This window comes from Streptosporangium sp. NPDC048047 (assembly GCF_040653115.1).
In the GTDB taxonomy this organism is placed as follows: Bacteria; Actinomycetota; Actinomycetes; order Streptosporangiales; family Streptosporangiaceae; genus Streptosporangium.
Window position 1 is genome coordinate 1 of sequence record NZ_JBEZNH010000057.1, and the last position, 13904, is coordinate 13904.

Annotated in this window: 15 protein-coding genes; 9 read left to right on the plus strand and 6 right to left on the minus strand. The window is 70.2% G+C overall.

Annotated elements, in window-relative coordinates:
* The first annotated feature begins 282 nt into the window (after positions 1–282).
* Positions 283–714: a hypothetical protein gene (locus AB0D67_RS32245; RefSeq protein WP_362944417.1), complete on the plus strand. Its 432-nt coding sequence runs from the start codon at positions 283–285 to the stop codon at positions 712–714.
* 24 nt (positions 715–738) lie between these two features.
* On the opposite strand, the gene AB0D67_RS32250 is transcribed toward AB0D67_RS32245, so the two are convergent.
* Entirely contained in the window at positions 739–1305 is a 567-nt protein-coding gene (locus AB0D67_RS32250) for a hypothetical protein (protein ID WP_362944419.1), read from the minus strand.
* 353 nt (positions 1306–1658) lie between these two features.
* Here AB0D67_RS32250 and AB0D67_RS32255 point away from each other — a divergent pair, with 353 nt between their 5' ends.
* Both AB0D67_RS32255 and AB0D67_RS32260 read left to right on the plus strand, forming a co-directional pair.
* Positions 1659–2207: a GNAT family N-acetyltransferase gene (locus AB0D67_RS32255; RefSeq protein WP_362944421.1), complete on the plus strand. Its 549-nt coding sequence runs from the start codon at positions 1659–1661 to the stop codon at positions 2205–2207.
* Positions 2208–2344: 137 nt separating this feature from the next.
* Complete coding sequence (locus AB0D67_RS32260; RefSeq protein ID WP_362944423.1) at positions 2345–3232, plus strand: hypothetical protein; 888 nt, start codon at positions 2345–2347, stop codon at positions 3230–3232.
* Between the two features lie 521 nt (positions 3233–3753).
* Here AB0D67_RS32260 and AB0D67_RS32265 read toward each other — a convergent pair.
* The 5 genes from AB0D67_RS32265 to AB0D67_RS32285 form a co-directional block, all read right to left on the minus strand.
* On the minus strand, positions 3754–4068 hold the full coding sequence (locus AB0D67_RS32265) for a DUF6247 family protein (RefSeq protein ID WP_362944425.1): 315 nt from the start codon (positions 4066–4068) through the stop codon (positions 3754–3756).
* 111 nt (positions 4069–4179) lie between these two features.
* Positions 4180–4809, minus strand: coding sequence for a helix-turn-helix domain-containing protein (locus tag AB0D67_RS32270; RefSeq protein ID WP_362944427.1), 630 nt, complete (start codon positions 4807–4809; stop codon positions 4180–4182).
* Positions 4810–4900: 91 nt separating this feature from the next.
* On the minus strand, positions 4901–5116 hold the full coding sequence (locus AB0D67_RS32275; RefSeq protein WP_362944429.1) for a (4Fe-4S)-binding protein: 216 nt from the start codon (positions 5114–5116) through the stop codon (positions 4901–4903).
* Entirely contained in the window at positions 5113–6309 is a 1197-nt protein-coding gene (locus tag AB0D67_RS32280) for a cytochrome P450 (RefSeq protein ID WP_362944431.1), read from the minus strand. Before AB0D67_RS32280 ends, AB0D67_RS32275 begins: the two co-directional genes overlap by 4 nt.
* A gap of 155 nt (positions 6310–6464) precedes the next feature.
* Complete coding sequence (locus AB0D67_RS32285; RefSeq protein WP_362944433.1) at positions 6465–7277, minus strand: putative protein N(5)-glutamine methyltransferase; 813 nt, start codon at positions 7275–7277, stop codon at positions 6465–6467.
* A 396-nt stretch (positions 7278–7673) separates the two neighbouring features.
* Between AB0D67_RS32285 and AB0D67_RS32290 the strand changes: the two genes are divergently transcribed.
* The 6 genes from AB0D67_RS32290 to AB0D67_RS32315 all read left to right on the plus strand — a co-directional run bounded on the left by AB0D67_RS32290 (position 7674) and on the right by AB0D67_RS32315 (position 13891).
* On the plus strand, positions 7674–8711 hold the full coding sequence (locus AB0D67_RS32290) for a DUF4158 domain-containing protein (RefSeq protein ID WP_362944435.1): 1038 nt from the start codon (positions 7674–7676) through the stop codon (positions 8709–8711).
* A 2-nt stretch (positions 8712–8713) separates the two neighbouring features.
* On the plus strand, positions 8714–9346 hold the full coding sequence (locus AB0D67_RS32295; protein ID WP_362944504.1) for a Tn3 family transposase: 633 nt from the start codon (positions 8714–8716) through the stop codon (positions 9344–9346).
* Positions 9347–10126: 780 nt separating this feature from the next.
* Positions 10127–10774 (plus strand): GntR family transcriptional regulator, encoded by a 648-nt coding sequence (locus tag AB0D67_RS32300; RefSeq protein WP_362944506.1) that lies wholly within the window; start codon positions 10127–10129, stop codon positions 10772–10774.
* Between the two features lie 11 nt (positions 10775–10785).
* Positions 10786–11865, plus strand: a complete 1080-nt coding sequence (locus AB0D67_RS32305; protein WP_362944437.1) for a threonine aldolase family protein — start codon at positions 10786–10788, stop codon at positions 11863–11865.
* A 26-nt stretch (positions 11866–11891) separates the two neighbouring features.
* The gene (locus AB0D67_RS32310) at positions 11892–13079 is read left to right on the plus strand and encodes a Xaa-Pro peptidase family protein (protein ID WP_362944439.1); all 1188 of its coding nucleotides are present in this window, start codon (positions 11892–11894) and stop codon (positions 13077–13079) included.
* Positions 13076–13891, plus strand: a complete 816-nt coding sequence (locus AB0D67_RS32315; protein ID WP_362944441.1) for an NAD(P)-dependent oxidoreductase — start codon at positions 13076–13078, stop codon at positions 13889–13891. The genes AB0D67_RS32310 and AB0D67_RS32315 overlap by 4 nt, the downstream gene beginning before the upstream one ends.
* Positions 13892–13904: the final 13 nt, after the last annotated feature.

A 13904-nucleotide genomic window follows, 5' to 3' on the forward strand; every position in this document is an offset into this window, starting at 1 on the left:
CCCCTCCCGCAGACACTCACCGCTTAACCTGCAGAAACAGGATCACGCGAAGGGCAGCTCATACACCACTTCGCTGGACGTGACCAGCGGTGGTTGACCATGTGGGATTCAGGTCGCTCCGATGATCCTTTTAGGGTTTTCATTTCTGGTGTTTCCAGCTGAACCACTAAGTATGGGATGTATGGTGCGCGAATGCGTTCTCCACATCAGCCTCCCTCCATGGACCCGCCATCCGGGCAGGGGCCGGGCTCACCTCCGCCGCCCAGGAGAAGAGGCAAGGGCGTGGCGGTCATCACGGTGACAGCCGTCCTCGGCCTGCTGGGCTATCTGGCCGCTTCGCCGGACGACGATGCCGAGAAGCCCATGGCGAGGCCGCAGGCGTCGACGTTGACGCCGACGCCTGCGGTGACGTTTCCCCCGGTCGATGACGCCGGACCGAGTATGGAGCCGACGCCGGTATCCGACCCGTCGGCGCTGGCACGCGAAGCGAAGTTCGTCGCTTCGGTGAAGCAGCGGAAAGCGTTGAAGGACGCCGACTCCTACAAGCTGGGAGTGCTCGGCTGGAAAATATGCAAGGTGCTGGAGGAAGGAAAGGGGTTCGCTGAGGCTGCGGCCCTTGGTACCAGCGGGTTCGATCTGGAGACGTCTGAATACATAGCCAGGGTCGCCATCGTCGGCCTGTGCCCACATCAGCGGGACGAAATTCCCGCCTAACGCTCCAGCCGCGGTCAGCGAACTTCAGCTCGGTGGGATGGGACTCTGCGGTGCCCGGTGGAATTCGATGCTCACGAAATGACCGTCGGCGAAGCCGAGGCGCGCACCATCGCAGTGCGCGAACGGCGTCCCCCAGGAATCGTGTGAAGCATCCGGAAAGCACGCCACCAATGCCAGTTCGATCGCCCCTCCATGCCCGACCAGGAGCGCCGAGCGGTCCTCCGCGACGTCACCGACCGTGTCCACCCAGATCGCTCGGAGAGTCTCGGCCACGGCCGCCGCAGCCCCGCCCTCCCGGACGATCCCCGCGAGCCGCCGGTAGGGGTCGGTCCAGCCCCATTGCGCGTGCCGGGGGATTTCGCCAGACACATAACCCGACGGCATCTCCACGGTGTCGTCAACGGCGAAACCCATCGCGACAGCGGTCTCCACGGCCCGAGGAGACGAACTGGTGACGACCCGCTCGTAGGGGCCGGCTCCAGAGCCGATGAAGCGGGCCAGGGCGATGCCGTCAGCCGACAGATGCGACCCGCGGCCACGCGCCGGTCCTTTCTTGGTCAGGCTGTGCCGGCGCACGTCCAGCCAACGCATGTGACGTCCTCCTTCAAAGACATTCCGGTGAGCGAGTGCACAGACGCGTGCGGCCACCGCGACCATCGAGTGTCGTGACGACAATCAAAGATCATGCAGTGGCCGCAAGACGGTCGGCTTCAACCTATAGAGCACCGCGTTGTCGACCGAGAACGCCGTTCCACCCGCCACCGTGAACTTCAGCAGCCCAAGGTGTCTCAGCGCGATTGCGTGCAGCGACTCCGGCAATCGTGCGAGTACCGAGTCCGCTGTTCGGAGCACCCCGATCTTCTCAAAAGTCACCCGGCTGGCCGAAGATCGACGGCCTACCCTCGACCGCGCCGATGCACGACCTGGATCGGTATTGTCGCCATGTGCCCGAGCTGATCGCGCCCACCACCCGGCTCCACGCCGCCTGGCTTGAGGCGCATGCCGAGTGGGGACCCGGCGTCCACGAGGACGGTTTCGGACTGCTGCCGGCCGACGAGGTCGGCTCACCGGCCGGGTTCGCGGCCTGGGTGGCGCGGCTGACCGGCGAGTCGGACCAGGCGGATGCCGGCAGGGTGGCCTGCGCGTACCGGTGGATCGTCGAAGGCGACCGGGTGCTCGGCGGGATCGCATTGCGGCACGGGGGCGGCGAGGTGGTGCGGCGGCTCGGCCACATCGGCTACGGCATCCGCCCGTCGGCGCGCCGGCGCGGGCTGGCCACCTGGGCACTGGGCAGGATGCTCGATGAGGCGCGGACGCTCGGCATAGGCGAGGTGCTCATCGTCTGCGCGGCCGGCAACGCCGCCTCGGCGAGGACGATCGAGCGCTGCGGCGGCGTCCTCGAAGCCATCCGGGACACCGGGCTCGGCGCCGTGCGGCGTTACCGGATCGACCTCCAGCGGTCCCCCGGGGTGCCTTCTCCCGCGGAGGCCTGAGTCGTCCCGAGCAAAGACGCCCCGAGAGCGGTCGTCATGTACAGGCGCGGGCGACCAGTGCGGAGCGATGAGCCGATCGTGTGCCGTACGTAGTTCTGCAGAGTGAACCGGGCCACCCGCCGGCACGTCTACCGATCATGAGGATGCGTGCGGCCGCGGTGCTTGTCCTGCTCACGACGGCCTGCGGTTCCGCCCGAGCACCGGTCACCGCCGAGGAGTTCATCGACCGCGCCCGTGAGGTCGCCGACCACTGGCGGCGTTCGGCGGAGCGCGGGCCCTGGACCGCGGGATTCGTCCCGCTGCGGAACCTGACCCTGGAGCCCGACTGGAAGCACACGCCCCACTGGGTCGGACGGAGCGCTGTCAACAGCGCCTGGAAGCTGGAGACCGCGCTCCCGGCCGAGGCGCCCGCCCCGGCCGAGCTGCGCTGGGCCGACGGGGGCACGCTGAGCGTGCCGGTCCTGACGGCCGCAGCCGCCTACGCCGGGCTCAGCAAGCCCAAGTCCTTCGCCGACGAGAAGTGCCCGGCCGAAGGCTGCCGGCCGCTGCGCGTGGTCGCGGTGGCGCGGGGCGAGGCCACCATGCCCAGCAGCCGGGGGGACGTACAGGTGCCGACGTGGGAATTCACCGTGGAAGGCGTGCCGGAGCCGTTCCGGCGGGTGGCGGTGGACCCGGCCGCGATGGGCGGGCCGCCCCGGCCGCTGGACGGCGGGATCCAGGAGGTGAGCGCCTACGAGGTCCGCGCACCGACCGAGCTCCGGCTGAGCTACCTGCACGGCGTCTGCGACACGACGTACGGTGCGCGCGTCCACGAGACGCCCGAGGTGGTGGTCGTGGACGTCGACGTCCGGCCCGACGACGTGGAGATCTGTCCCGCGGTGGGGAAGACCGACCTGATCGGCGTGACACTGCGCGAGCCCCTGGGCCGCCGGGTGGTGCTGGACTCCGGTAGCGGGATTCCCCTGCTGCCGCGCAGCGGGGTCCGCCTGGCCGAGTTCCGGAACCACGACCCGCGCCGCTCCTGATCTTCGGCACTCCCGGCTGCGGTGCGGAGCCGCTGTCAGCAGTTGAGGGCGACGGCGGCCCGGGGCTTTCCAGAGGACGACGGAGGGGCTTCCCCGCGAGAGCCGATCGATCAGCCGGCCATACGCTATGCCTGCTGATACGGACTACACGGCGGGCCTCGCGGCTTCCTGGCTCCGGGCGGCGGTGGTTCCAGCCGGGCCCACTGTGCGGTTGTCGGATCCCTACGCGCCATGATTCAAGATCATCTCGCTGGAGATCTGCTTCCGGTACCCGCCCTACATGGGGTGGCGATCCACGCGCAGCACCACGACCTCACGCTGAGGTGCGTCCATCAGGAGGTAGGTCACCGAGATTCCCCTGTGATCCCAGACGTACATGTCACCGGTCGTGGTGAGTCGGCGGCCATTGCCCGGTGTCAGCGGAGGACCTCGTAGATCTCCAGCAGGACGTCGATCTCCGGGTCGGACAGGGCGTCGAGCTGGGCTTCAGCGATCGGGCTGCCCATGGCGATGTCGTACACCTACCGGCGTGCTCCCCGTCGGGCGAGGACCTCGGCCAGCGACGGGCCCGCAGACCGCCGCCCGGATCGGATCTGCTCGGCCTCGGTGTGCATCCGCCGCCAATCGTCGGGGTCACCGGCCGCCCGTATCGCGATGTGCCACCAGCCGGTGAGGAAGTCGTCCAGGGCTGCCAGGTCCACCACGTCCGCGTGAGTGATCGCCGCGAGTTCGGCGTCGAACGCGCTCACGTTCGGGGCGGGCAGCGCCGCCCGTACCGCGATGAAGGTGCGCTCGATCGCCGGGCCGGAGTGGTCCGCATGCGGCTGGGCGGTCATGGTGGCGGCTCCTTCCTCCTGTTCCTGACAGCTTACCGAGCAGGGAGGAGAATCCGCGTCCACTTCGGCGGTGGGCGTGGTGGCGTGACGGCACCCGGGCCGGGACGGGTCTCAGTGCTCGCAGGGGCCGGAGCGCTTCAGCGAGGAGTCGAGCAGGCCGGTGGGGGCGGGGCCGGGGAGCGGGTCGGCCGAGGGCTGCGTGCCGGCCAGCAGCAGGGCGAGGTAGCGGCGGGGGTCGGCGTGGCCGGCGTCGTCGGCGTGCACGGTGGCCAGCACCATCACCACCATCGCCGCGAGGTCGCGGACCATCAGGTCGGAGCGGACCAGGTCGCGCCGCTGGGCGTCGGCCAGCACGTCGCCGAGGGGGCCCATGAACCGCTCGGCGATGCCGACGGAGAACGCGCCGGTCTCGTGGGCCGCGGCGAGCAGGGGCCGGTGGGCGGCCAGGGTGTCCACCGTGGCGGCCAGGGCGTCGGCCAGCCCCCGCCGGGGGTCGGCGGCCCGGCGTGCGGCCAGCGCGAGCGGTTCGACCTCTTCGGCGAAGTAGGTGTGGAACGCGGCCCGTATCACGCCCTCGCGGTCGCCGAAGCGGCGATAGACGGTCGCGATCCCGACTCCGGCCCGCCGGGCGATCTCTTCCAGCGGCGCCGCGGAGCCGGTCTCGCACAGCGCCGCGATCGCGGCGCGGACGATCCTGTCGGAGTTGCGGAGCGCATCGGCCCGGCGTCCCTGCCCTCGCACATCCCGAACGCTAGCAGTGTTCATGTCGTCGCCGGCAGTACGGCCGGGCGGTGGCCGGAGCGCGGGCCCCGGCCACCGCCTGGAAAAGCGGTCAGTCCTCCACCAGGGACAACGCGCCGGAGGGGCAGGCGCGCACCGCCCGGCGGGCGAGGTCGGCGTACTGCGCCGGGGGCTCCGGCTCCAGCAGCACCACCACGCCGTCGTCGTCCTGGTCGAAGAGCTTCTCGGCGGTCATGACGCACATGCCGGCTCCGATGCACACCTCGCGGTCGGCCCGGATGCGGACGGGCTTGTTTTCTTCGCTCACCAGGCCACCTTAAAAGAGCTGAGGCCGTAGACGACGTTGAAGGACCGGAAGGCGGGCTCGGGGCCGGCCTCCCGCAGGCCGGGGAAGCGTTCCAGCAGGGCGGGGAAGGCGATGCGCATCTCCATGCGCGCCAGCGGCGCCCCCAGGCAGTGGTGCACGCCGTGGCCGAAGGCGACGTGCCCCAGGCTGTCGCGGCCGATGTCGAGCCGGTCGGGGTCGGCGGCCAGGGCGGGGTCGCGGTTGGCGGCGGGCAGGGCGCAGATCACGATCTCACCCGCGGGGATGCGCTGCCCGGCCACCTCGACGTCGGTGGTGGTCACCTTGGTCATGCCGGAGTGCACGATGCTGAGCCAGCGCAGCAGTTCCTCCACCGCGGCGTCGATCCGCTCGGGCTCCTTGCGCAGCAGCTCCAGCTGGGCGGGGTGGCGCAGCAGGGCCAGCGTGCCGAGGGAGAGCATGTTGGAGGTGGTCTCGTGGCCGGCGAGCAGCAGCAGGCTGCCGATGCCGGCGAGCTCGGAGTCCGTCAGGTCGTCGCCGTGCTCGCGTATCAGCATGCCGATCAGGTCGTCGCCGGGGTCGGCCTTGGCCCGGGAGACGAGCTCGCCGATGTAGGCCCGTGACTCCAGCGACGCCGCCGCCCGCTCCTGCGGGGACAGCGACAGGTCCAGCATCCGGCCGCTGCGCCGCTGGAAGTCGGACCGGTCGTCGTACGGCACGCCCAGCAGCTCGCAGATGACCAGCGACGGGATCGGCAGCGCGAAGTCGGTGACCAGGTCCGCGGGCGGGCCGGTGCGCTCCATGGCGTCCAGGTGCTCGGTGACGATCTCGTGGATGCGCGGCTCCAGCCTGCGCATCCGGCGGACGGTGAACTCCGGCGTCAGCATGCGCCGCAGCCGGGTGTGCTCGGGCGGGTCGAAGGCCAGCAGGTTGCCCGCCCGCAGCTCGGCGATCTCCTCGTCGGTGCGCTGCGGCATGCCGGGCATGCGGAAGACCACCTGCTGGGCGTTGCTGAACCGCTCGGCGTCACCCAGCACCGCGCGCGCGTCGGCGAAGCGGGTGATGAGCCAGCCGTCGACGCCGAAGATCGTCTTGATCTTCCGCACGCCCTCCTCGTCGCGGATCGCCGCCAGCTCGGGGGCGGGGTCGAACTCCGCCCGCCGCATGTGCAGCGGCAACGTCATGGACTCGCTCATGCCATCTCCCCGGGACTCGTCGCGAGTGATCATCCGCCGTAAACGATAGCAACCTATCGTTTACCTCTCCAGGATATGCGGAACCCGCGCGCCGGAGCGGAATCCGGCGCGCGGGTCCGGCGCAGCTCCATCCCGGGTCCGGCGCGGGTCCGGGCTCAGGCGGGGAGGGTGCCGATGACGGCGGTGGCGTCGAGGTCGTCGCAGTGGGCCACCCGGGCGGCCAGCCCGGCGGCGGTGACGGCCTCGGCGGCGGACGCGGCCTGCAGCTCACCGGTCTCGATCAGCAGACATCCGCCCGGGGCCAGCCACCCCGGCGCGGCGGCGGCCACCCGCCGCGCGACGTCGAGCCCGTCGGCGCCGCCGTCCAGCGCCACCGCCGGCTCGTGCAGCCGGGCCTCCGGCGGCAGCAGCCCGATCGAGGCGGTGGGCACGTACGGCGGGCTGGCGATCACCACATCGACGCGGCCGCGCAGATCGTCCGGCAGCGGCCCGTACAGGTCGCCCTCGTGGACCCGGCCGCCGAGCGGGGCGAGGTTGCGGCGGGCGCAGCGCACTGCGGCGGGCTCGACGTCGACGGCGTGCAGCTCGGCCCGGCCCAGCGCCGCGGCCAGCGCGGCCCCCAGCGCGCCGGAGCCGCAACACAGGTCCACCACGACCGCCCCGGGACGGGCCAGGGCGGAGGCCTGGCGGATGAGGAACTCCGAGCGCGGACGCGGCACGAAGACCCCCGGCTCCACGGCGAGACGCAGGCCGCAGAACTCCGCCCAGCCCAGGACGTGTTCCAGCGGCAGCCCTGAGACGCGCCGCTCCACCATGGCGGCCAGGTCGTCCGGGGTGCGGGCGGCGGAGATGAGCAGGTCCGCCTCGTCCTCGGCGAAGACGCAGCCGGCCGAGCGGAGCCTGCCGGCGACGGCGGAGCGGGACGGCGAGGAAGAGGAGGAAGAGAAGGATGACGGGGAAACCGACACGGGACAGCCTTTCGGAACGCCGATGGGCGCTCCCGCCGTCACCTCGGTTCGGAGGGACCGTACGGCGTGCGGAGGGAGCACCCGGCCTGCAACAGCGGAATGGGGCTCACCTCCTTCGGTCGATCATCACCGGGGACGGTCACCGTACCAGACGCCGCCCGCGCGGAGGCCGGGCGGCGTCTGACGACTCCCGGACGCCTTCTTGGTTCGACCCGCGCATCGACACCTAGTTAGGCATACCCAAACTAACTGCGCGTGGTGGAGAACGACTCCGCCGGGAGGAGTTGCACAGCGGTGTGGGGGTGCCGTTAACCAACGTGTCATAGGCCGCCGAACCTCGAAGATCCCAAGCCTGACCTTCTGTAATGCCGAAGGGCCCGGCGCGGATCTATGGGCATGGAACGTCCGCCGCTTGGCATGGATGAGCTCATCGAGCACTGGACTGTGCTGAGCGATGAGGTCGGCCTGGTCAGTGCAAAGCAGGAAGGCACTCGTCTGGCCTTCGCGCCGTTGCTGAAGTACTTCACGCAGCACGGGCGCTTCCCACGCGGGCGGGCGGAGTTTCCCGACGAGGTGGTCGACTACGTCGCGAAGCAGACCAAGACGTCGGCCGGCAGCCTGGGCTTGTACGACTGGTCAGGCCGGACGATCGAGCGTCATCGCAGCGAGATCCGCGACCATCTCGGCTTCCGGGATTGCTCCGTCGCCGACGCCGACAAGCTGACCAACTGGCTGGCCGTGAACGTCGCGCACGCCGAACGGCAGCCCGACCGGGTCCGCGAGGAGCTGCTCAAGCAGTGCCGGGCCGAACGGATCGAGCCGCCCTCACCGGGGCGGATCACTCGGATCGTACGGTCGGCACTGCACAACGCGGAGCAGACATGGTTCCACCGGATCGCGGCGCGGCTGGATGCGATGACGGTGGCCCGGGTGCTTGCCCTGGTGGCCGCCGACAATACTGCGGTGGAGACCGAGGAGAGCGATGACGATCTGGACGAGGATGAGGGTTCGGTCCTGTCCTTGATCAAGGCGATGCCTCGATGGCCGCGCCGGACGGCACGGTGCGCGAGGTCGTCTTCCGGCGGTGCGGGGCGGCGAGCAGACGCTGCGCGAGCTGGTGCACGAGTTCAAGACCAAGGGCCCGGTCTACCGGCGCACCGTGCAGACCACGCTGAAGGCCTCCTACACCAACCACTACCGGCGCGGCCTGATCGAGCTGCTGGAGGTGCTGGAGTCTCGCTCCAACAACACCGCCCACCAGCCCGTCATCGACGCGCTCAAGCTGGTCAAGCGCTACGCCAAGGCCGGCAACACCACCTACTACCCGTTCGGCGAGACCACGCCCGAGCACAAGGGCACGCTCAAGGACTGGGGGCAACTACGTGGACTCGCATGGGGAGTCGGAACCCGGCTTCGGCATCACCCGGTTGCTGAACATGGACCTGCTGCCGCGCATCAAGCAGATCAACCGGGTCAAGCTCCACCACGCCGGCTACGGAGACCTGGCCCGGTACGCGAACCTGGCGCCGGCGATGACCAGGCCGGTCCGCTGGGACATCATCGCCAAGAACCACGACCAGGTCGTCAAGTACGCCACCGCGATCCGCATCCGCACCTCCTCCACCGAGGCCATTCTGTCTCGCTCCACCCGCACCGCCTCGCACCCGGCCTACCAGGCGATGCTGGAGATCGGCCCGTACCGGACGCTGCAGCGCTGGCTGGCCGACTGCCGCCGGGACGGCTTGACCGGGCTCGCGCGTCGGCCGCGACGCGACGCCGGGCGACGGCGCAGGCCTCGGGACATGCAACTGCTGATCGAGGGGCTGGGGCTGCAACACCTGCCGCCGAGCATCGCCACCATCCACCGCCAGGGCGCCGTCGTGGCCGCCGAGCAGGGCTGGCCGACCCCCAGATACGCCACCACCTACGCGGTGGTCTCTGCCTTGGATCCCGCCCTGGCACGTTGGCTCAGGATGGCACGCGCGGTTATCGGGAGCGGTATGAGCTGGTGCATCGCCGGGAGGCGAGCCAGCCCACCAGATCTGGCTGGCCGACCACACGCAGTTTGACCTGTGGGAGATCGCCCCGTCCGGTGAACCGGCCCGGTCCTGGCTGACCGTCATCGAGAACGATCGTTCCCGTGCGATCGAGGGGTACGCGGTCAACCTGGGCGCTCCATCGAGCTCGTCCGCACCCACAATTCGCATCTGGCGGTTCCGGCTGCCCCGCGCTGCTGACGCTCCTGGTCGGCCTCGAAGCCGACGTCGGCGCAGGGTTCGGGTCTGTCGGCCCTATCGCAGCGGGACGATCGCACCCAGCGCCTTGACCAGGGCGGGAGGCAGCGGAATGGCGGCTGAGCCGCCGCCCCCACCGTGACGTAGACGACGCAGCCCGTACACGTCGGTCTCCCGTCCCGCCGGAAGGCGAAGTCCAAGGTGAAACTCTTGCCTCCGATGCGTGAGATGCTGATCAGCACCTCAGGTCGTTCAGCACCGTCGATGCCCTCCTTCCAGTCGAGTTCGGCGTGCACGACACGTACGTCGAACCCCATGTCGGGCCACTGGCCGTACGGCAGGCCACGATGGACGAAGAAGCCGGTCACCGCCTCGTCGGCATAGGGCCAGGTACCACATGTCGAACATGACGCCCTGACCGTCGATCTCGTAGAAGCGGGGCGTGAACGCCTGGGCGAAGACGCCGTCGGAGTCGGCCGAGAACTCTGTGTCGTCCATGGCAGAGCCTTTCTCAGGGGCGGTGAGCGGCCTGGCGCCAGGCCGGCGGAAAACAACCGGCAAATGGGATGCCAGCCACCGTTGACGCTCTGATGTACTTCATACAATATATTGTCTATGCATCTGGAGCACTCAGTCACGTCAGCGCGGGACGCGGCGTATGCGTACCTCCGCAGCGGGCTCGTGGAGGGGCGCCTCCGCCCCGGGGAAATCCTTGACGACGCCACGATCGCTCAGGAGATCTCCATCAGCAGGACTCCGGTCCGAGAGGCGCTCATCCAGCTGGAGCGCGAAGGCATGGTGACCGCCGCGCCGCGTCGCAGGCCCAAGGTCGCCGAGGCCCAGCCGGACGACCTGGTGTCGATCATCGCGCCGCTCGGCACGCTGCAGGCGCTGGCCGCTCAGCTCGCCGCGCCGCACGCGACCGACGACGACGTGGCCGCCATGCGCGGCCACAACGACGAGCTGCTGCAGGCGATCGAGGACGGGGACATCGTCCGGGCGCGCCTGGCGGACATGGCCTTTCATCGGGTGCTGGTGAGCAGGGCGGACAACCGGTTCCTCACCTCCTGCATCGACTCGCTGGAGATGCACACCAGCCGCGTCATGTCGCTGTATTTCCGCAACCGCGGACCTGATGGACAGTCCGCCCACGAGCATGCCGAGATCATCCAGGCCGTTCTCGACCGTGACTCGGCAGCAGCGGCCAGCGCTACGAGCAGCAACTATCTGCGGGGGCTTCGCCTCGGCGGGGAGGAGGCATGATGGTTCGCTCGGTGAACAGGATCGTGGAGGACCTGCGGGCCGATCACCGCACCGACCCCGATGCCGTCAACCTCTCCTCCGACACCCAGACCAGGCCGACCGGCGGCATGCGGCAGGCCATCGCGCAGGCGGTAGTCGGAGACGAGCAGACACGCTCCGACCCGACGACTCTGGCCCTGGAGGAACGGGTCGCCGACCTGCTCGGCCATGAGGCGGCCATCTTCCTGCCCTCGGGCACCATGTGCAATGAGATCGCGGTGCGGCTGCACGTGGGTCATGCGGGTGACGAGGTCCTGGCCGAGGCGTCGTCCCACCTGATCAACGCTGAGGCCGGCGGTCCCGCCGTGCTCTCGGGCGCGGTGCTCACTCCCATCCAGGGCGAACGTGGTGTCTTCACCGGTGACCGGCTGGCGAGCATGATCCGGCCGCCGGGCAACCGGTACACGCCGGTCACCCGGCTGGTGTCCGTCGAGCAGACCGCCAACGCCGGTGGCGGGCGCGTCTGGCCGCTGGACGCCATCCGGGAGGTCGCCGAGATCGCGAGGGAACGCGAGATCGCCACCCACCTGGACGGTGCGCGCCTGCTGAACGCCTCGGTCGCCGGCGGGGTCGAGCCGCGGAGCTACGCGAGCCTCTTCGACACCGCCTGGATCGACTTCTCCAAAGGTCTGGGCGCGCCGGTGGGGGCAGTGCTCGTGGGCAGCGCGAGCCTGATCGAGCAGGCATGGCGCTACAAGCAGATGTGGGGCGGCGCGCTTCGCCAGTCGGGCATGCTCGCCGCGGCGGCCCTGTACGCGCTCGACCACCATGTCGAGCGGCTGTCCGTGGATCACGCCAATGCCAAGGCACTGGCCGAGGGGCTGGCCGGCATCGACGGCATCGACATCGACCCGGCACATGCGGAGACGAACATCGTCTACTTCGAGGTCGACGACGCCCCCGCCTTCGAGGCCGGGCTCGCCGCGCATGGCGTGCTCGTCGGAGCCAAGGGACGCCGCCGCGTCAGGGCCGTCACCCACCTCGACATCACGGCGGACGACATCGCCGCCGCGATCGCGGCGGCCAGGAAAGTCATGGGAGAACGACGATGATGCACACGGCCCCGAGGCCGGATCCGGTGGCGAACCTGCCTCGCCTGTCCGCGCTGTTCGCGCAGGCGGGAGTGGACGCGCTGGTGGCCTCCAGCGTGGAGAACGTCATCTACCTCACCGGCTATGAACACTGGCCGCTGCACGTCTTCCGGGAGCACGACGTCTTCGCCGTGGTGCGGGCCGATGGGCGCCGCGCCCTGATCGCCCCCCGCAACGCGGGCGAATACCTCGCCATGTGCCCGCCCGACGACTGCGACCTGTACACCTACGGCGACTTCTTCGTGGCATCCGCCCCCTTCGAGGAGCTCTCGACGGTGGACCGGGCGCTGATGGCCGTCAGGCAGGAGCCACCACACGACGACACGGCCGCCCTCGCACTCGCCCGAGCCTTGCGCGACCTGGGCGTGGCCGGCCGGCGAGTGAGCATCGACGGCCAGGCCATGAGCGCGGGAGCGCGGGCCCGGCTGGCCGAAAGCCTCTCAGCGGTCTCCGAGGTCGACGGCAACACGCTGATGCGCGCCGTACGGCGGGTCAAGACCGCGACCGAGATCGAGCGCCTGCGCGAGGTGGCGCGCGCCACCGAGGGCGCGATGCGCTCCATGCTGGAGAGTGCGCGCGTCGGCGACTCCGAGCCGGAACTGGTCCGCCGCTTCCGGCACGCGGCGCTGGAACGCGGCATCGAGCCGGGACACTGCGAGACCAACATCGGCGAGCGCGCGGGCGGCTGTTTCCCACCCGACCCCGACGTCAGGGTGCGTGAAGGGGTGGCGATCAGGTCCGACTGCGGCGGACGGTTGCGCGGCTACTGGGCCGACACCGGACGCAACTCCTTCGTCGGCGACGTGCCGAGCGCACTGGTCAAGGCGCTGGACGCGACGCGAGCCGGCATGGAGACCCTGGCCGAACTGGTCAGGCCGGGCGTGGTCGTCTCGGAACTGGCGGCGGCGGGCATCGAGGCCGTCCGACGGGCGGGGCTCCCCGAATTCCGGCGTCACCACGTCGGGCACGGAATCGGCCTGGAGATGTACGAGCACCCCATCCTGAGCCCCCGGCCGGGCGGCGAACGCCACACCCTGATCGAGGGCGAGGTCATCAACCTCGAAGTGCCCTTCTACGCCGTCGGCATCGGCGGACTCCAACTGGAGGACACGGTGGTCGTCACCGCGAACGGCCCCGAGTTCCTCACCTCCGGCCCGAGCACGTGGACGCCGTGAGCGCCCTGCCATCCAGGGTCCTGCTCACCGGAGCGGCGGGCACCATCGGCACCTCATTGCGCGAAACCGCGCTCCGCCGGATCGCTCACCTCCGCCTCTCGGACCTCCGTCCCCTCGGCGCGACAGCGGCCCACGAGGAGTTCCTCCAGGCCGACCTCACCGACCTCGACCAGGTCAGGGCGGCCGTCCGCGGCATGGACGCGGTCATCCACCTCGGCGGCGTCGCCGATGAGACCGGTTTCGCCGCACTCAAGGGCCCTAACCTCGAAGGCGTCCGCAACGTGTTCGAGGCCTGCCGGCTGGAGCGGGTGCCACGGGTGATCAACGCCAGCTCCAACCGGGTCACCGGCTTCCACCCCGTGGACCGGACACTCGACGGGACGGAAGCCGTCCGCCCCGACGGCCTGTACGGCGCGACCAAGGCGTTCGGGGAGGCGCTGGCGAGCCTGTACGCCGACCGGTTCGGCCTCGACGTCGTCTCGGTCCGCATCGGTTCCTTCGAGGAGCGGCCGTCCGAACCGCGTCACCTGCGCACCTGGTTCAGCCCCGCCGACGCGGCCAGGCTCTACGAGGCGTGTCTGGCGGCGCCGGCTGGGTTCGGCCACATCGTGATCTACGGGGTCTCACGCAACACGCGCTCATGGTGGTCGCAGAACGCGGCCGCGAGAGCGCTCGGCTACGAGCCGCAGGACGACGCGGAGCGCTTCGCGCACCTCCTGCAGCCGTATGCCGAGCGTTACCAGGGGGGTCAGTACACGCACTACGAGTACGGAGGCTGGGCCGCCAGACCGGGCGCCGACTCCACTCTCTGATCGAAGGATCGCA